The sequence below is a fragment of the Nitrospirota bacterium genome, assembly GCA_016195565.1.
Classification (GTDB): domain Bacteria; phylum Nitrospirota; class Thermodesulfovibrionia; order Thermodesulfovibrionales; family UBA1546; genus UBA1546.
The window spans coordinates 270,940-288,587 of the sequence record JACPZK010000006.1 but is presented as its reverse complement, the minus strand read 5'-3'; the positions used below and the strand labels follow the sequence as shown (position 1 = coordinate 288,587).

Here is a 17,648-nt window from a genome sequence, read left to right as displayed (position 1 = left end):
ATTATATACTTAATGTGAATTCAATCCTCAATCTCTTTAAGTCCTGCAACTGTTTTCTCAAGACTTCCCATGTCTTCCACATTAAATATCACTGCCTCAGGCTCTATTCTCTTAATCAATCCTGAAAGGACTTTGCCGGGGCCTGTTTCTACGAATGTATTTATCCCTGAATTAACAATCGTCTTAATAGAATCTTCCCATAAAACAGGATGGCTGAGTTGTTTTACAAGCGATGCCTTTATGCTGTCAACAGTGTCCAGAAATGTTGCAGCTGCATTGCTTACAACGGGAATAGAGGGGGCACTCATTTCTATATTTTCAAGTAATAAGAACTCAGAGAGCGCTCTGGAGGCATTTTCCATTAGGGCGCAGTGTGACGGAGCGCTTACTGCTAATAGTATTGTCCTTTTTGCGCCTGCATCTTTCAGGAGTTTCATCGCCTCTTCAATTGCTTCTTTCTCGCCTGAGATTACTATCTGTCCGGGACAGTTATAATTGGCAGGCGCAGCATAACCCGAGCGCACAGAAGAGCATATCTCATTGACCTTATCCTTATCCAGTCCAAGAATAGCAGCCATGAGTCCTTTGCCTTCAGGAACCGCCTGCTGCATAAGCTGCCCGCGTTTCTCTGTGAGTTTTACAGCATCTCTGAATGAAAAGACCGATGACGCAACAAGCGCTGAGTATTCGCCGAGGCTGTGGCCTGCAACAACTGATGGTTTTATTCCTTTTACCTTCAAGGCTGTGTATGCTGCCATGCTCGCCGCAAGAAGACACGGCTGGGTTCTATGAGTCTTGTTAAGCTCTTCAGCAGGGCCGTTAAAACTTAAATCAGCAACATCATAGCCCAGCGCGTCCGAGGCTGCTTTATAAAGTGTTTTTACTTCATCGAAATTTTCATATAGGTTTTTCCCCATGCCTACATGCTGCGCGCCCTGTCCGGGAAAGACAAAGGCGAGTTTCACGACTTAATCTCTTTCAGTTTTTTTATCAGCAACGGCAGCACTTCGAATAGGTCGCCGACTATTCCGTAAGTCGCGACATTGAATATCGGAGCCTCAGGATTTTTATTTATTGCAATAATTATATCCGATGACTGCATGCCCACAAGATGCTGGACTGCGCCTGATATTCCGCATGCTATATATATCTTAGGGCAGACTGTTTTGCCTGTCTGTCCTACCTGATGCCTGTATTGAATCCAGCCCTCGTCCACCGCTGCCCTTGAGGCGCCAACAGTGCCTCCGAGTATTTCTGCAAGTTCAAAGAGGAGATTGAACCCTTTTGTATCTCCAAGTCCCCTGCCGCCTGCTATGATTATATCTGCCTCCTGAAGATTTACCTTACATCCCAAAGTCTCTTTTATCGTTTCTATAACCCTTGTTCTACTGGTTAGATTTTCTGTATCTACTGAGACAATCTCACCCCTTTTTTCAGGATTATATTCACTTTTTTTCATGACTCTCGGCCTTACTGTTGCTATCTGCGGCCTGTGATTAGGGCATAATATTGTTGCCATGATATTTCCGCCGAATGCAGGACGCACCTGTAAGAGATTCCCTGTATCCTTATCAATACCAAGAGACGTGCAGTCTGCTGTAAGCCCTGTCCTCAGACTTGCTGCGACCCTCGGTATGAATGAGCGCCCTATTGGTGTTGCTCCTGCAAGGACTATGGCGGGTTTATGTTCTTTAATGAGATTAACAAGCAGTTTTGAATATGGCTCATCATTGAATTTTTCAAATACAGGATTGCCTGAGTGATATACCGTATCCGCCCCCCATTTTATGAGTTCATTTGCATCTTTTTCAGATGCTCCGAACAGGACAGCAGAGAGTTCTGTCTTAAGTTCATCGGCAAGCCTTCTTCCTGCGCCGAGCAGTTCAAGCGAGACTGCGGCGATGCTGTCTTCCCTCTGCTCTGCAAAAACCCAGACGCCCTTGTAATCTGACGGCTGATAGCTGACAGGCGCGCCTTCTTCTTTTATCTCAATAATCGCGCCTTCAGGGCATGCGCTCAGACATGCCATACACATCTGGCAGTATTCATTTATAAATGCCTTGCCGTCATCTTTTATCTTTATAGCATCAAAAGGGCACACACTTACGCATGTCTCGCAGCCTGTGCATTTATCCCTGTCAACAATTATAGGCATTTCAGTTGCTTTAACTCCTCTGCAAGTTGATTAACCTGTTCTTCAAGCGTTCCTGACAGCACCTTTCTGTCTCCGCGAGCCTCAGGCGCAAAAATATTCTTGACCTGTGTCGGAGAGCCTTTAAGCCCTGTATCTTTTTCGTCAATCTCAAGTTCTTTAGCTCCAAACTTTTTAATCTCTGTTTTTTTTGCCGCCATTTTGCCCTTTAAGGATGGAAGCCTTGGCTGGTTCAGTTCCTTTACCACTGTCAGAAGCACAGGCAATGAGGACTCCACTATGTCGTAACCTTCATCCATCATGCGCTGGACTTTTATTGAATCAGGCTTTATGTCCTCTATCTTTCTTATGTATGCGATATGAGGTATATCCAGAAACTCTGCCATCTCCGGCCCAACCTGCGCTGTGTCGCCGTCGATTGCCTGTTTGCCGCAGATGATGATGTCTGCTCCGATTTTCGCTATTGCCCTGGAGATTGTAAAAGCAGTGGCCCATGTATCAGCGCCTGCAAACGCCCTGTCGCTTAAAAGCACTGCATCGTCGGCTCCCATTGATATTGCCTCTCTCAAGGCTGATTCTGCCTGCGGAGGCCCCATTGTTATTACCGTGACCTTGCCTTTTGTCATTTCCTTTATCTGCAGGCCTGCCTCGATTGCGTGCATATCGTAGGGGTTTATTATGGTGGGCACGCCGTCCCTGATGAGGGTGTTGGTCTCAGGATTGATCCTTACCTCCGCGCTGTCAGGAACCTGTTTTATGCAGACTACAATGTTCATCGTTATTTAATTTCTCCAAGATTATTTTAATAACAGACGATACGGATGTTAATTATACGATTTTGGGACAGGTAGTGTAAAGAGAACACGGTAAACAATCCGTTAGAATGCGGAAATTAGCTGACGGGAAAGAGGGCGTTGATATAATTTTGTGCAACTGGGGCATGATTTTTGTGGTTAATGTATAATAAGAACGTCAAAGAAAGGAGGCTTTAAAATGGCTTCTCAACAGACTTATGAATACTATGCAGATGTTTTGCAAGATGGGCATTTATCAATCCCTGAAGACCTGAAGGACAAGCTCAAAACATATTCCAAAGTTAGGGTTGTAGTTATGCTTGAAGATGCCTTATGGAACAATATGACACTTTCTGAATTTTTCAAGGGCTATTCAGCTAAAGACGCTATTTATGACAGTTTATAGCTTTGGAGATGTAATCCTCATCGGGTTTCCGCATACCGATTTGCAAGGCATATCAAAAAGGCCAGCAGTAGTTCTTTATGACTCCGGCGACCAAGATATTCTTATAGCAAGGATTACCTCTCAGGAATATACATCTGATACTGATCACCGGATTATTAACTGGAAAGAAAGCGGTTTAATTGCAGAATCTTATATCAGGCTCAGCAAGCAGGCAACGATAGAAAAGCATTATGTTTTAAAACAATTTGGCGCAATAGATGCTTCAGAAAGAGAACACTTAAAGGCGATTTTAAAGAGGATGTTTTCACTTTAGAAATTTTCCCACATCATTTAGCAGGAAGTAGTCATAACTTTTTATTTTACTTTATTTATTGTTCATTTTGTTGTTTATTGCCATTTGTTGTTGTTCATTGCTATTTGCATTATCTCGCAGCCTGTTTTGCCTCTGAAAAGCCGGAGATTTTTGTGCAGTTGGGGCATACAAAGTGGATAACCTCCATCGCCTTTTCACCAGATGGAAGATATGCATTGTCAGGGAGTGAGGATAAAATCCTCAGGCTCTGGGAAATAGCTACAGGCAAAGAGATAAGGCAATTCAAAGGTCATACATCTGATGTTAATTCCGTCTCCTTTTCACCAGATGGAAAGTATGCACTTTCGGGAAGTGAGGATGATACCCTCAAGCTCTGGGAAGTTGCTACAGGAAATGAAATAAGGTCATTTAAGGGGCATACATCTCGTGTTAACTCCGTCTCCTTTTCCCCGGATGGAAAGTATGCACTTTCGGGAAGCCATGATGATACCCTTAAGCTATGGGACATTTCAACTGGTCAGGAAATAAAAACTTTTAAAGGACATACTCTTAGAGTTACCTCAGTTGCCATCTCTTCCGATGGAAAGTATGCACTTTCGGGAAGTGGGGATCACTCCCTCAAGCTATGGGAAATATCGTCAGGCAGAGAGATAAGGACTTTTACAGGGCATACAGAGCAAGTTAATTCAGTCGCCTTTTCCCCTGATGGAAGGTATGCGCTTTCAGGAAGTGGGCATAAGACCCTCACGCAATGGGGAATATCGTCAGGCAAAGAGATAAGGATATTCACAGGGCATGCAAATAGAGTTGATGCCGTCTCTTTTTCCCCTGATGGAAAGTTTGCACTTTCTGGAAGCGATGATTACACAATTAAGCTCTGGGATGTCTCAACGGGCAAGGAGATAAGGACTTTTACAGGCCATACAAATTCGGCTAAGGCAATCTTTTCCCCCGATGGCAAAAATGCCATTTCCAGAAGTCGCGATGGCACAGTAAGGATATGGGACATCTCTACGGGCAAAGAGGTTGCACAGATGGTTCGATTCACCGACGGAGAATGGATAGTTATCACGCCTGAAGGCTATTACAACTCATCTGCCAACGGCGATAAACATCTGAATGTGAGAATCGGTAATAACGTCTATGGCATTGAAAACTACCGTGAGGCATTCTACCGCCCTGACCTTGTAAAGCTTGCCCTTTCAGGCGGCTCGTTAAAGGACTTTAAAACACTGGCTGATGTTAAGCAACCTCCGGTTGTGACGATTGTTGACACACCGAAAAGCGCAAATAAGGATGAAGCAAAGGTAACCCTGAAGATTGTTGACATTGGTGGCGGTATTGGCGACGTAAGGCTCTATCTCAACGGCTCTGCAGTAGTGCTTGACAGCGCAAGGGGAGTAAAAATTGTCCCGACAAACAAGAATGAGGTCTTAAAGACCTACAACCTTAAACTCACAAACGGTATTAACACCATCCGTGCAATCGCCTTTAATGGTGACAATACCATGCAGAGCAATGATGTGCTTCATGAGATAACCGCCTCATTTAAATCTCTGACAAAGCCGTCTCTTAATGCCATCATAGTCGGCATCAACGAATACAAAAACCCAAAATTACAACTCAAATATGCTGTTTCTGATGCAGAGCTTTTTGAAAATACGCTTAAAAATGTGACCGCAGGGCTGTTTGAAAAAGTAAACATAAAAAAACTTATTACAAAAGAAAACACAACAAATGAAAACATCATAAAAGAGCTTAAAGCCTATAAAGCATTGAACCCTGATGATGTCTTTGTTTTTTTTGTGGCAAGTCACGGAACAGTTGATGATGGAGAGTATTTTCTAATAACCTCAAATGTAGGCTCAACAAGGACAGAAAAACTTAAGACAGACGCATTGCCGCAGGGAATGCTCAAGGAGCTTATAGCAAATATTCCAGCAACAAAGAAGCTTATTATCATTGACACATGCAGCGCAGGCGCTTTGGGAGAGGCAATACAGGTGGCAATGCTTACAAGGGGGATGAGCGAGGATACGGCAATGAAAATATTGAGCAGGGCAGTGGGCTCAACCATTCTTTCAGCATCCACATCTTTGCAGGAGGCAGTGGAAGGTTATCAGGGGCATGGCTTGTTCACTTATGTGCTTGTAGAAGGATTAAAAGGGAAGGCTGATAAGGGAAAGACAGGATATGTGAAAACAACCGAGCTTGCTGATTATGTTGATAGTGAAGTGCCTGTTCTTGCAGAAAAAGTCTTTAAGAAGTCCCAGTATCCCACCATATCAATCAGCGGACAGGCTTTTCCGATAGGGAAGACAGGCAAGTGATTTTAGAGGGCTAAGAGGAACAGCTTAGATTTGTTTTACGCGCTTATGTCTGTCGGCCCGATAAGCAGGCTCGGTGTTCCTATATTGCCGTAGAATCTCATATCATCGCCTGCGGCCTCTATCCTACTGAAAAGACCGAGCATGTCTCCTGATATCACGGCCTCTTTTACAGGGAATTTTATTGTTCCGTTTTCTATCCACAAACCCGAAACTCCAATGGAAAATTCTCCTGTTGTGGGATTTGCAGTATGCACTCCCATGGCCTCTGTTATATAAAGCCCTTTGTCCATAGATGAAATGAGAGTGTTGAAGGGTATGACATCGGATTCGGAAGAGGTTTTCAGGTACAGATTTAATATCCCTGCTGATGGAAGCCCTGTGTATCCTCCGCGCACTGCATTGCCTGTGGAATATGCCCCATCTTTTTTTGCAGTGTAGGTGTTATGAAGAAAACCCTGCAGCACCCCCTCTTTTATCAAGACCTTTTCTGAAGTAATAACTCCTTCATCATCAAAAGGCCTCGTGCCGAGCCTCCGCGGAATGATGCCGCTGTCAACAAGATTTACCTTCGGGCTTATAACCTTCTTGCCGATTTTATCTTTTAATAACGACCTGCCTTTCTGCACTGATTCTGCGGAAAATGATGACGCAAATATGCCCAAAAACTCGGATGCCACTGAATTGTCAAGGATGACAGGCGCTTTTACGGTGTTAATCCTTTTTGCGCCAAGCATCTGGACTGCACGCTTTGCGGCATTTCTGCCGACGTCTTCAAACGATACGTCCTGCAAAACCCTGCTTCCGTTGAAATCCCATCCCATCTGGCTCTCGCTGTTTTCCTCAGCCACGGTCATAACCTGCGCGGTAAATTTTGTATACGGATATGATATGTCAATCCCTTTTGAGTTCAATATAAATATCTCGCCGCTGCTGAATGTCCCTGTGGCCTTTCTCGTTTTCTTTATCCTTTTGTCAAAATCATTTGCTGCTTTTTCTATGATGAGAACGTGCTTTACCGCCTCGTCCTCTTTTATGTTCCATCCCTTTCCGTCAAATACTTCAAGGCTTCCGTATTCCATTGCCTGCGGTGAGCCCAGAGATGCTCGGGGCATATCAAGGTATTCATCCGCATCTGCCCACTTTGCCGCCTCTATCGCACTTTTTATGACTGATTCGGACTCATCAGCAGATGTTGAGTAGGAAAATCCAAGTTTTCCGTCCCGTATAACGCGCAGGGAATAACCGAAACTCAGAGAGGATTCTACAGCATCTAATTCCTGATTTTTCACTTCCAGAGACAGATTCTTTGATGACTTTATGTATGCCTCTGCCTGCTCTACGCCGTTTCTGAGGGCAATTCCCACTAAGTCAGATGCAAATTCTCTGTTAGTTTTCATAGTATGTTGCGGCTGTTGTCTCTGATTCCCATACCGTGACCGCAGAGACCTGGACATGTTCATCGGGCAGTTTTTTGTTAAGGGTATCGTATATCCATTTTGCTATGTTTTCAGATGACGGATTCTTCTCTGTAAACGGAAAGATGTCATTTAGAAAAGAGTGGTCTAACGGAGCTATAACTTCATCCAGAAGTTCTTTTAAATCGTGAAAGTCTATTGCTATATCTATATCATTAAGTTTTTCGGCCACAACATGCACCTGAACTTTCCAGTTATGCCCGTGCATCTGTTCGCATTTGCCTTTATAGCCTCTCAACTGGTGCGCAGCAGCAAATGTTGTATCTACCATCAGTTCAAACATAATGTCTCCCTGCCTCTCTTATTAATGTAATATTAATGTCTTATGCTCCCAGTATTGTTGTCATTCCTGCGAAGGCAGGAATCCAGAAACCTACTCTCTGGATTCCGCATCAAGTGCGGAATGACGGCAAAATACTCATTTTCGGGTCAATGACGAAACATCTAACATTAATTATGCAGCTCCCGATAGTTTTATTTGCCTTCCGTGACTGTCTTTTTAAAAATGGATATATATGGAAGGTTTCTGAATTTGTTGTCATAGTCAAGGCCATAGCCTACCACATATTCATTTGGTATCTCAAAACCTATATAATCAAGGGGCACGTCCACTACCCTGCGGCCGCATTTGTTGAGGAATACGCATATTCTGACACTGTTTGGCGATGCCGCGAGTATTCTCTCACGGATATAATTCAGAGTTATCCCTGAATCTGCGATGTCTTCAATAAGCAGAACATCTTTTCCTCTCACATCTTCTCTGATGTCACAGTGGATGCTGACCTTTTCCGTTGAGATGGTTTTCAGATAACTGGAAGCTGTTATAAAGTCAACTGTGAGAGGAACTTTTATCATTCTCACAAGGTCAGAATAGAACATGAAGGCCCCTTTCAGTATTCCAACAGCAAGAAGATTTTTCCCCTCATAATCCGCTGATATCCTGTCAGCGAGTTCTTTAACCTTATTATTAATCTGCTCTACCGTAAAAAAAGGTTTCCCTATTACCATTATGCCCTCCTTCTGCTAATGTTTTTTTCCTTCTTGTCATTGCGAGCGAAGCGTGGCAATCTTTCCTTTGAGATTGCTTCGTCATCCCCCGATAATATCGGGGAATTCCTCGCAATGACAGCATAAAGGCTGTTTTATATTTGATACCTCACAGCGTTAGCTTGTTACAAAATGTATCTTCAAAGTGGTATTGCCCATCTGGACAGTAGAACCGCTTGACAATTCAATTTCTTTCACTGCTTTCCCGTTGACAATACTGCCATTTGTGCTGTCAAGGTCTCTGAAAATTATTTTCCCTTCCGATACCTCTATAGATGCATGTGTTTTTGAGATAGTCATATCTCTTATCCTGATAGTTGCGTCTCTTCTCCCTATTGTACATGGAAGCGGGACATTAAACTTATTGCCCTTTTGCGGCCCGTCTGTCACCTCAATCCTTACCCTTAATGCTTTTTCCTCTTTTTCTGCCTCTGCTGCAGGAGGGGCAACATCCGCCTGCGTTGTCCCGAGGCTTCGGGATTCGTGCATGAGAGCATCGGCTATCAGGAATTGTTTTACATCAGCAGTATCGCTTGCTTCAGAGGTTTTAATATCGCGGTAGACCAATACCTCAACAGGTGTTTTATCAGCAGGATACGCGTAAAGGAGCATCTGCTCTGCGATAGGGCTGTCTGTTATTCCTGCATGTGATGCGTCTGCAAAATGCGCCATTTCCGGTTCGCCGGAATGAAAATAAAAGAAGTTATAAGTATTATTTCTTTTCAGGATGACAAAGGCTGCTGCCTGTTCGCTCTTAATCTGGTTAAGGAAGCTGTCAAGATTAATCATATCTGTTGTTACTTTTGTGGAAGGATCTCTCTGAAGGAATACGAGCATTCCCTTAAACAGCACAGGGTCTGTTTTATGCAGGGAGAGGGTTCTCTCGGATGTCTCTGTTGAAATACGCTGCATGAAATCCTTTATGCTTATCGGCATGGGCTTGTCGTTTTTGATGCAGCCTGCCGCATAAGCGTCTCCCTTAAGGAAAAACAGGAAATAGGCGGCGTCCGGTTCATCAGCCTTGAGTATTCCCATGAATGATTCTCCTGCCTTGTCTATCTCATCCATGGTAATGCTAAAAAACTCATCCGTATAAGACTTATTCTTGAATATTACCTGGCCTTCGGGAAATATCTCTTTTGTCATATCACTATTGTTTTATATACTTCTTTTTTTGTCAACAACTATGTCTGAGGATTAGGCCTGAAGACCAATAAAATTAAAATCAGTGTCCCGAATAAAATCTAGAAATAAAACAGTGTAAGACCGTGTTGTTGTTTTTCACTTGGTCCCTTTGCCCTTTATCATTTCCTGGTAGAAAGAGAGGTTGTCAGCATGTTTGGCGCCTTCTTCGGCTGTTATTTTTCCGTCAAGGCACAGCCGCGCCAGGCTGACATCAATTGAGGAGTAGTCTTCCCCGGGTATCTGCATCTGGGTGCGAATCTGGTGGGTCTTGCTGTCTCTGATGAAGTTCTTTATCTTGTAGGTATTAATGAGCCTTTCATATGCAAGTATAGGCCCTGATTTGTCCTTTTTCAGGACAAGCCTCTGTGCAAGGACGAGAAGCAGTGAGTCCGCCAACTGGTTCCTTGCCTGCGCCTGTTGGTGAGATGGGAACATGTCGACGACGCGTTCAACGGTGGACGTCGAGTTCCTCGCGTGCATAGTGCTCAACACTAAGTGCCCGGTTTCCGCGGCCTGCAGCGCGATCATGAAGCTATCCGGGTCGCGCATCTCGCCGACGACGATCACATCCGGGCCCTGCCTGAAGACGCGCTTCAGTCCCTCGTAGAACGACTCGGTATCGAGGCCAATCTCACGCTGGTTGACGTTGCTGTTCTTGTGGACGTGGAGATACTCGATCGGATCCTCCAAGCTCACGATGTTGCACTTCCTCTTTTTGTTGATCAGGTCGACCATGGCAGCCATCGTGGTGGACTTCCCGTGGCCCGCCGGGCCTGTGATCAGAATGAGTCCCTGCGACTTCAGGGCGTAGCCCTCCAGGTCTTCTGGAAGACCCAGGTCATTGATAGATGAAAGTTTATCAGGGATGTGGCGCAGCGTCATTGAAACCGATCCCCGCTGCCGATAGATGTTGACCCGGAACCGGCCGTAGTCCAGGTCCGTGATCGCGAAGTCGAGGTCGTTGGACGTCTGGAACCTGGCCCGCTGCTCTTCGGGCATGATCCCATTCGCAAGCGCAGTCATCTGACCGGGGGTCAGAGCCTGCATGTTGAGCCTGTGGAGCTCGGTCCGCATCTTCATGGCGGGAGGAACCCCCGCGGTGAGCTGCATGTCCGTGGCGTTGGCTTCGGAGAGCAACTTCAGGAGAGGTCTGATGTCGGGGGCGGCTTGCTGAGCTAATATCGCCGTCTGTTTCTCGATGTCGCTACCCTTCAACGCCTTGATCGTTCCGGGTTGGAGGTTTTTCAGCGCCGCTTCGATCTGCAACGACGCAACGACGACCGGCTTCACTCCCCTGCCGAGAATGAACTGGATCTCACTCAGTGCCATGAAGTCATTCGGATTAACCATGGCCAGCGTGTACTGATCATCCACCTTGAGAGGCAGGACCTTGTAAGCCTTGATTTTGTCCAGAGGCAACGCGCGAAGCACATCAGCGGGAATATCAATCTTGATCAGATTTGTGGCGGGAATGTCGAAGTGCTGGCTCAGGAACTCGAGCAGCGTGTCAATCGATATATATCCCATCTCGACAAGAATCGATCCGATCTTGCCTCCTACCTGCGACTGCTTCTTAAGCGCGTTTTTGAGCATGCTTGCGGTAATGATGCCGTGTTCGATCAAGACCTCACCCAGCATCGGTTTTTTCTTTGTTTCCTGTGCCATTATAAGCCTCCTGTGTATACAAAATTACTACAAACCAAAGAAGCAACTTTTCTTGTTAGCTTACTCAAGAGTATGGAATGTGTTGAAAAGGGGTAATGGAGATTCGTTTCAGGTCTGACAGTGCAGCATATAATCATGAGTCTTTTCTCCTATCTTTTATGATCACACTCCCATGGGTCATCTTGGCCAATTTCTTCAGTTTAGCAGCTATGTCAGAGACCTCTCCAATATGTCCTATATTCCTGTTCATATTATCTACAACCGCAATGGATATGGAAATAATAGGGAATCTGTTTTGCCTTCCTTGCCGGTCCAACCCTTCTATATAACCCTTCGCCCTTGCCTCTTTGTCGTAATAGAAGGGAATGATTTTGTCAAAGATCTCCACTATCCTGGCAGAGAGTGCATCAACCTTATCAGGTGTTGTTATCAGGATAAAGTCATCTCCTCCGATATGGCCAATGAAGTCATCATTGTTTCCGAGTTCCTTTATCGTTTCCATAATGATCTGTGCCGTCAACGTTATAACCTTGTCTCCTTTAAAGAATCCATAGGCATCATTGTATACCTTAAAATTATCGAGGTCACAGTAACATACTGCAAAGGGACGCTTCATCCTTATCCTTCCTGTTATCGCCTTTTCTATGGAGATATTACCGGGGAGCCTTGTGTTTGGGCTGGCGCCATATCCCTCCTCTGTTCGTTCTAAGAGCATCTCTACCCTTGCGCTAAATTCCAGAGGGGAGAAGGGCTTGGTTATAAAATCAGAGGCGCCGAGGATGAGCCCCTTAGCCTTCTCCTCTGGCTTTTCGATGGCTGAAAGCAGGATAACAGGGATATGTTTTGTCCTTAAATTTCTCTTTAACTGACGAAGGATTTTGAAGCCGTCAAAGTCTGGTAATATTATGTCGAGAATAATAAGGTCTGGCATTTCCTTATTTACTATGTTTAGTGCTTCTGAACCACTTCTTGCCTCCAGGGTTGAATAGTCAAGATTTTCCACAACCCCTCTGATCTCCTTTCGGGTAGCCTCATTATCGTCTACGATGAGTATCCTTTTTTTCTCCTCTTTTGGCTCGAAGGAAATGGGACTTGCCCTGTAAATTGCACTAAGGAGGTTCTCTTTATCTATTGGTCTCTTTACAAAGGATGCGCCCAACTTATTGTAAGGAAGCCTTTCGTCATCTTCAGAATAAATCAAAACTACAGGTATCCTCTCCATCTCTTCATTGCCCTTTAATACTGCCATAGGGAGCTCTTCAGGGTCTAAATTATTAATGCCACAGCCTAATAGAATTATGTCTGGCCTATCCTCCCTGATCTTATCAATAGCCTTTATTCCTTCAAGGGTGATGGTGGTGTAGTCTTCTTTAAGGAGGTCCTTTATCAACTTTCTCTCTGTATCACCTGCGAGTATCAGGATTTTTTTCTTAACCTTTTCCATAGACCTTATCTCTATTCTCCTTCGCTATAAAATTCTCCTGCCTTCTGCCTATGCCCTTATTGCAGCAGGTTCAACAGAAACTTCTTTTTCAGCGCTTATTGTCGGCATATTCCCCAGGCGCCATAGTCTTTAGTAGAATTATAACTTATAGCAGCAATACTTTACAAAATATTTCCTTGTCTTGGAATACATCTTGACTAAGCAGCACTGTTTCTGTTAGGTTAAAAAAATTCTTTCAGGAGTTAATGATGACAAAAAAGAAAAAGACTAAGACTTCAGCGACAGTTAAAAAGGCGGGGAAAAATAAATCAGCCCGTTCCTCAAAACCTTCAAAGAGGCAGCAGAAAAGTAAGAAACCTGCAGCCCCAAAGACATGGGTAAAATCAAAGGCGGTAAAAGCCGCTGCACAGAAGGAAAAGGCTAAGAAACCTACTCTCAGGGACATTTTCAGGGTAAAGAAACTTCACGAAATAAGAAAAAAAATATTGAGGCAGAGAGAGTTATTGCTCGCAGAGGCTAAAGAGGCTTTAAATGCCCTGCCGGGACAGACTGTATTCCCTGACATGGGTGACCAGGCCACAGCAGAAACAGACAGGAATTTTATGCTCAGGCTCAGAAGCAGGGAACAGAAACTGATCAAGAAAATTGACGAAGCGCTGGACAGAATAGATAACGGTACATTTGGAATATGCGATGACTGCGGCATGGAGATAAACATCAAAAGACTTGATGCCAGGCCTGTAACGACGCTCTGTATGGAATGCAAGACCCAGCAGGAAGAAGAAGAGAGGATACGGGAGTCGTAATCTCCTTACATTTTTACTTTTAAACCGTATTTATCTCTAAGGGCATCGCCTAAAACATTAAAGCACAGCGCTGTAACGGCTATTGCCATCCCCGGGAATAAAACCATCCACGGCTCCGACGCAATATAGGCCCTGTTCATGCTTACCATAGAGCCCCATGTCGGCATTGGAGGCTGGGCGCCAAGCCCTAAAAAACTGAGTGACGCTTCTGTCAGGACATAGCCTCCGAGTTTGATGCCGGCCATAACAAGTCCGATAGGAAGGCACTGAGGCATCAGATGCACAAATAGTATCCTGAATCTGCTGCATCCTATGGCTTCAGCGGCTTCTATGTATGCTTCCTCTTTCAAGGTTAAGACGTGTCCACGTATCAGCCGGGCAAATGACGCCCACCCCACAAATGCTATTGCTATCATTACAGTATATACGCCTGCCGGAAATATTATGGATACTCCTATTGCAAGCAGCAGAGAGGGGAATGCAAGGATGAGGTCTACAATTGCCATGATTGCCGTATCAATCTTGCCGCCGAGATAGCCTGAGCAGAGTCCCATAACAAGCCCGATGAACATGGAGATGGATGCCGCTATCACGGCAATGCTTACGGATATTCTTCCGCCGTAAAGCACCCTTGAAAGAATATCCCTTCCTTTGTTGTCAGTGCCGAAGGGATGTTTGATGCCCGGCGGTTCTTTTATGGAGTCAAGGTCAATTTTTTCAGGGTCATAAGGTGAAAGAACAGAGGAAAATACCGCAAGGATGGATATTATAATTATTACAGAGCCGGCTATTTTACCTGTCAGATGCATAGAGCCTTACCCTTGGATCAAGATAGTGGTACAGGATGTCAACTATAATGTTGATAAGAACAAAGACAACAGTGCCTATGATTATGCACCCCATGATCACAGGATAGTCCCTCTTTATTATCCCGTCCATCGTAAATCTTCCGATGCCGTCCCAGCCGAAAATCGTTTCCGTAAGCACGGCGCCGTTTAAATAACTTGCGATATCAAGCCCGATTACAGTGACCAAAGGGATGAGAATATTTCTGAATATGTGTATGGCATTAATTTTAAAGACGCTCAGGCCTTTTGCCCTTGCCGTGCCTATAAAAGGCATCCCGGTTATTTCTATCACAGAAGTCCGTGTAACTCTTGCGAGCATTGCAATGGCAGGAAGGGACAGTGTGAGTGCAGGCATAACGAGAAATCGCAAGTCTCCTGTGCCTGACGGAGGGAAAAGTCTCAGTTTAAGGCTGAGAAAGAGCATTATGAGAAGACCGCTCCAGAATACAGGAAGGCTTAATCCCATTATGGAGAGTGATGATATAATTCTGTCAACAGGCGTATCTTTTTTATATGCGGCAATAAAACCTAATAGGATTCCTATCGGGACTGCAATGACCATTGCTCCGAATGCGAGTTTCATAGTGTTGGGGAATTTTATAAGTATGTCGTCAAGGACTTTTCTGTTTGTGTAATAGGACCTTCCCATCTCGCCTTGGAGTAAAAGTTTTATGTATCCTGCATACTGGCTGAAGACGTCTTTATCAGCCCCGAGTTCTTTTCTTATCTTTTCTATTACCTCAGGCTGCGCCCTCTCACCCACCATGCTCTGAACAGGGTCTCCGGGAAGCGCTTTTGTAAGGGAAAACGTAAGAAGCGTAATGCCGAATAGGAGAAGGACTAAGACAAAAAGGCGTTTTAGGATATAGAGTTTAATGGTGAAACCTCCTATTTAAAACTATAAAGTAGCATAATCTTTTGACAAAGTATTTTCAAATTTTATCCTTTCTGCAAGAGACTATTATGTCTTTTCCCTATAGATTTTTGACGGAGCAATTCAGAATGGAAATTTGCTATACTTGTTTCACATGAGCGCCAAGAACATCTATGAGCGATTTCTCTGGTTTGACCATAAGGTTAGATCAAAGAGATACCCGAACACCACAGCGCTTTCAAAAGAATTTGAAATATCGCCTAAGACCGCCCAAAGGGATATTGAATTCATGCGGGACAGGCTTAGATGCCCGCTGTTATACGACCAGAGCAGAAAGGGCTATTATTATCGGGATGAAACTTTCTCCCTGCCCATGATTTATCTTTCCTCTGAGGAATTGTCCTCACTCCTGATAGCAAAAAAGATGCTTCAGGGAATTGGCGGAGATTTTATAAAGCAGGAGCTTTCTTCTGCCATAGATAAAATAACAGGCATCCTGAAAAAGCACAGCCTCGCAGAAGATGAACTCGAAAATACCCTGTCCTTCCAGATGGTAGAATATTCTCCGGCTCCGGAGGAAATTTTCAAGGCAGTGCTGAATGGCTGCATAAAGAGGAAACGCCTTAGTTTTACTTATTATTCTCCTGCAAGCGATGAGAGGATTGAAAGGTCTGTTGACCCTTATCACCTTCTTAACTATATGGGAACATGGTATCTGATTGCCTATTGCCATTTAAGAAATGAAATCAGAAGTTTTAATATGGTAAGGATAAGCAGTGTTAAAGCTATGGACAGGATATTCACAGTACAAAAAGGCTTTGATATTAAAGAGTATCTCAATTCCGGTTTTGGGATTTATAAAGGCAGTTCCCTAAAACAGGTAACGCTTAGATTTTCTCCGCAAAAATCAAAATGGATTAGAGGCCAGATATGGGATAAAGACCAAAAAGAAAAAGTCCTGAAAGACGGCTCAATTGAATTAACCTTCCCGGTTGCAAGCTATGCAGAAATAATGATGGAAATTTTGAAGCACGGTTCTGATGTAGAAGTAATCAAGCCTAAAAGCCTCAGAGAATTAATCAAGGCAGAAGCAAAGAAAATCACAAAAATCTACTAAAAAGCTAACCTCAAAAACATAGGACATGCCATGGGGGAGGTCTGCTGTTACAATATAAGCATGAAATACACCTTACCAAAAAGGAGGGCATCTATGGCAAGAAAAGACCCAAGGCATACAGAGGTTTATAAGGAGATTAAGAGACTGAGGGCAAGGCTCTATAAGGCAAAAAAGGAACTGGTTCCGGCAAAAGAAAACAACAGTTGCAATATGTCTCAAGGATATATTGATTATCTGAAGAGCCAGCTTGCATGGCTTCTTCTTGATGCAGGCGAATATGAAAAAGGATTTGTCTTATACAGGTCAATGTCATGGAAGATGCAGGGTGAAATAAAATATCTCGGTTTAGGCAGGGCACTTACAGGAATAAGACATTACGATGAAGCAGTTAAGCTGTTAAAGAAGGGTTTAGGGAGATTTCCGGAATCGTCATCCCTTTTGGTTGCAATGGGAAACGTTTATCATCAATCAGGCGATTACTCCGTATCCTTGAAATATTTTGAGCAGGCGCTGGCTTTTGATCCGGGAGATAAGTTGATACTTTTCAGCAAGGCAAATGCCCTCTATGGATTGAGACTTTACGAAGATGCACTCCCGGTATACCAAAACATTGCAGAACAATATCCTGACGAGTCTTTATTCATCACACAGGTTGGGTACTGCCATCTGCAAATGGGCTATCCTGAAGATGCATCAGGACATTTTAAATCTCTGCTTAACAAAGGATGTGCTGGCTCTGATGATTACAATGGACTATACTGGTCCTATTACGACATGGGGTTAAAGGATGATGCCATTAAAATAGCAAAGGAGGGAATCAGAAAATTTCCTAAAGATGATCCTGCCTTATACTGTAATCTCGGCGCTGTTTATTTTGAACAGGGCTGGCTTAATGATGCGAGGGATATTGTTTCAGAGGGTCTCAAGAAATTTCCTAAAGATGAGGGATTAAAAGAGCTTCTTAAAACCATTGAAGATGAGATTGACAACCCCGATGATGACGACAAAAAACCACCAATAAAAGAGATTTTAATCATAGTTGCCCTAATTAAAAAGTTGCGCAATATGAGGATATTTAGACCTAAAAAATGAGCATGCGAGCTGTTTTATGATAAAGGAGGCAAAGCTGTCATTCAGAAATTCCTATGGCAAGGCCAATATTGCAGGCATTAATTTTGGGGAGATTTATGCT

At 44.0% G+C, this 17,648-nt stretch carries 17 protein-coding genes; 6 read left to right on the top strand and 11 right to left on the bottom strand.

Annotation, left to right across the window (positions count from 1 at the left end; all coding sequences use genetic code 11):
* Positions 1 to 20 precede the first annotated feature (20 nt).
* From fabD to HY035_03475, 3 genes are read right to left on the bottom strand one after another with little or no spacing between them, the layout of a single operon-like run.
* Positions 21 to 965 (bottom strand): ACP S-malonyltransferase, encoded by a 945-nt coding sequence (gene fabD / locus HY035_03485; protein ID MBI3377454.1) that lies wholly within the window; start codon positions 963 to 965, stop codon positions 21 to 23.
* Positions 962 to 2,155, bottom strand: coding sequence for a 4Fe-4S binding protein (locus HY035_03480; GenBank protein MBI3377453.1), 1,194 nt, complete (start codon positions 2,153 to 2,155; stop codon positions 962 to 964). Before HY035_03480 ends, fabD begins: the two co-directional genes overlap by 4 nt.
* Positions 2,146 to 2,928 carry an electron transfer flavoprotein subunit beta/FixA family protein gene (locus HY035_03475; protein MBI3377452.1) on the bottom strand — a complete coding sequence of 261 codons (783 nt, stop codon included), beginning with the start codon at positions 2,926 to 2,928 and terminating at the stop codon, positions 2,146 to 2,148. The genes HY035_03480 and HY035_03475 overlap by 10 nt, the downstream gene beginning before the upstream one ends.
* 217 nt (positions 2,929 to 3,145) lie before the next feature.
* On the opposite strand from HY035_03475, the gene HY035_03470 reads away from it, so the two are divergent.
* The 3 genes from HY035_03470 (at position 3,146) to HY035_03460 (ending at position 5,995) form a co-directional block, all read left to right on the top strand.
* A complete protein-coding gene (locus HY035_03470) occupies positions 3,146 to 3,352 on the top strand; it encodes a hypothetical protein (protein ID MBI3377451.1) in 207 nt (68 codons plus the stop codon).
* On the top strand, positions 3,339 to 3,665 hold the full coding sequence (locus tag HY035_03465) for a type II toxin-antitoxin system PemK/MazF family toxin (protein ID MBI3377450.1): 327 nt from the start codon (positions 3,339 to 3,341) through the stop codon (positions 3,663 to 3,665). The genes HY035_03470 and HY035_03465 overlap by 14 nt, the downstream gene beginning before the upstream one ends.
* 77 nt (positions 3,666 to 3,742) lie before the next feature.
* Positions 3,743 to 5,995: a caspase family protein gene (locus HY035_03460; GenBank protein ID MBI3377449.1), complete on the top strand. Its 2,253-nt coding sequence runs from the start codon at positions 3,743 to 3,745 to the stop codon at positions 5,993 to 5,995.
* A gap of 35 nt (positions 5,996 to 6,030) precedes the next feature.
* Here the strand turns inward: HY035_03460 and HY035_03455 are convergent, their stop codons facing one another.
* From HY035_03455 to HY035_03430, 6 genes are all read right to left on the bottom strand, one after another.
* Positions 6,031 to 7,392 carry a TldD/PmbA family protein gene (locus HY035_03455; protein ID MBI3377448.1) on the bottom strand — a complete coding sequence of 454 codons (1,362 nt, stop codon included), beginning with the start codon at positions 7,390 to 7,392 and terminating at the stop codon, positions 6,031 to 6,033.
* Positions 7,382 to 7,753 carry a 6-carboxytetrahydropterin synthase QueD gene (gene queD / locus HY035_03450; GenBank protein MBI3377447.1) on the bottom strand — a complete coding sequence of 124 codons (372 nt, stop codon included), beginning with the start codon at positions 7,751 to 7,753 and terminating at the stop codon, positions 7,382 to 7,384. The genes HY035_03455 and queD overlap by 11 nt, the downstream gene beginning before the upstream one ends.
* A gap of 191 nt (positions 7,754 to 7,944) precedes the next feature.
* Positions 7,945 to 8,478: a hypoxanthine phosphoribosyltransferase gene (hpt, locus tag HY035_03445; GenBank protein ID MBI3377446.1), complete on the bottom strand. Its 534-nt coding sequence runs from the start codon at positions 8,476 to 8,478 to the stop codon at positions 7,945 to 7,947.
* A gap of 156 nt (positions 8,479 to 8,634) precedes the next feature.
* Positions 8,635 to 9,663 carry an FHA domain-containing protein gene (locus HY035_03440; GenBank protein MBI3377445.1) on the bottom strand — a complete coding sequence of 343 codons (1,029 nt, stop codon included), beginning with the start codon at positions 9,661 to 9,663 and terminating at the stop codon, positions 8,635 to 8,637.
* 135 nt (positions 9,664 to 9,798) lie between these two features.
* A complete protein-coding gene (locus tag HY035_03435; GenBank protein ID MBI3377444.1) occupies positions 9,799 to 11,367 on the bottom strand; it encodes a PilT/PilU family type 4a pilus ATPase in 1,569 nt (522 codons plus the stop codon).
* 133 nt (positions 11,368 to 11,500) lie between these two features.
* Positions 11,501 to 12,811, bottom strand: a complete 1,311-nt coding sequence (locus HY035_03430; protein MBI3377443.1) for a response regulator — start codon at positions 12,809 to 12,811, stop codon at positions 11,501 to 11,503.
* A 248-nt stretch (positions 12,812 to 13,059) separates the two neighbouring features.
* On the opposite strand from HY035_03430, the gene dksA reads away from it, so the two are divergent.
* Entirely contained in the window at positions 13,060 to 13,617 is a 558-nt protein-coding gene (gene dksA, locus HY035_03425) for an RNA polymerase-binding protein DksA (GenBank protein MBI3377442.1), read from the top strand.
* A gap of 5 nt (positions 13,618 to 13,622) precedes the next feature.
* Here dksA and HY035_03420 read toward each other — a convergent pair whose 3' ends face one another.
* Positions 13,623 to 14,426: an ABC transporter permease gene (locus tag HY035_03420; GenBank protein ID MBI3377441.1), complete on the bottom strand. Its 804-nt coding sequence runs from the start codon at positions 14,424 to 14,426 to the stop codon at positions 13,623 to 13,625.
* Entirely contained in the window at positions 14,410 to 15,231 is an 822-nt protein-coding gene (locus HY035_03415; GenBank protein ID MBI3377440.1) for an ABC transporter permease, read from the bottom strand. Before HY035_03415 ends, HY035_03420 begins: the two co-directional genes overlap by 17 nt.
* Before the next feature lie 244 nt (positions 15,232 to 15,475).
* Here HY035_03415 and HY035_03410 point away from each other — a divergent pair, with 244 nt between their 5' ends.
* Both HY035_03410 and HY035_03405 read left to right on the top strand, forming a co-directional pair.
* The gene (locus tag HY035_03410; protein MBI3377439.1) at positions 15,476 to 16,456 is read left to right on the top strand and encodes a WYL domain-containing protein; all 981 of its coding nucleotides are present in this window, start codon (positions 15,476 to 15,478) and stop codon (positions 16,454 to 16,456) included.
* A gap of 93 nt (positions 16,457 to 16,549) precedes the next feature.
* The gene (locus HY035_03405) at positions 16,550 to 17,548 is read left to right on the top strand and encodes a tetratricopeptide repeat protein (GenBank protein MBI3377438.1); all 999 of its coding nucleotides are present in this window, start codon (positions 16,550 to 16,552) and stop codon (positions 17,546 to 17,548) included.
* Positions 17,549 to 17,648 lie beyond the last annotated feature (100 nt).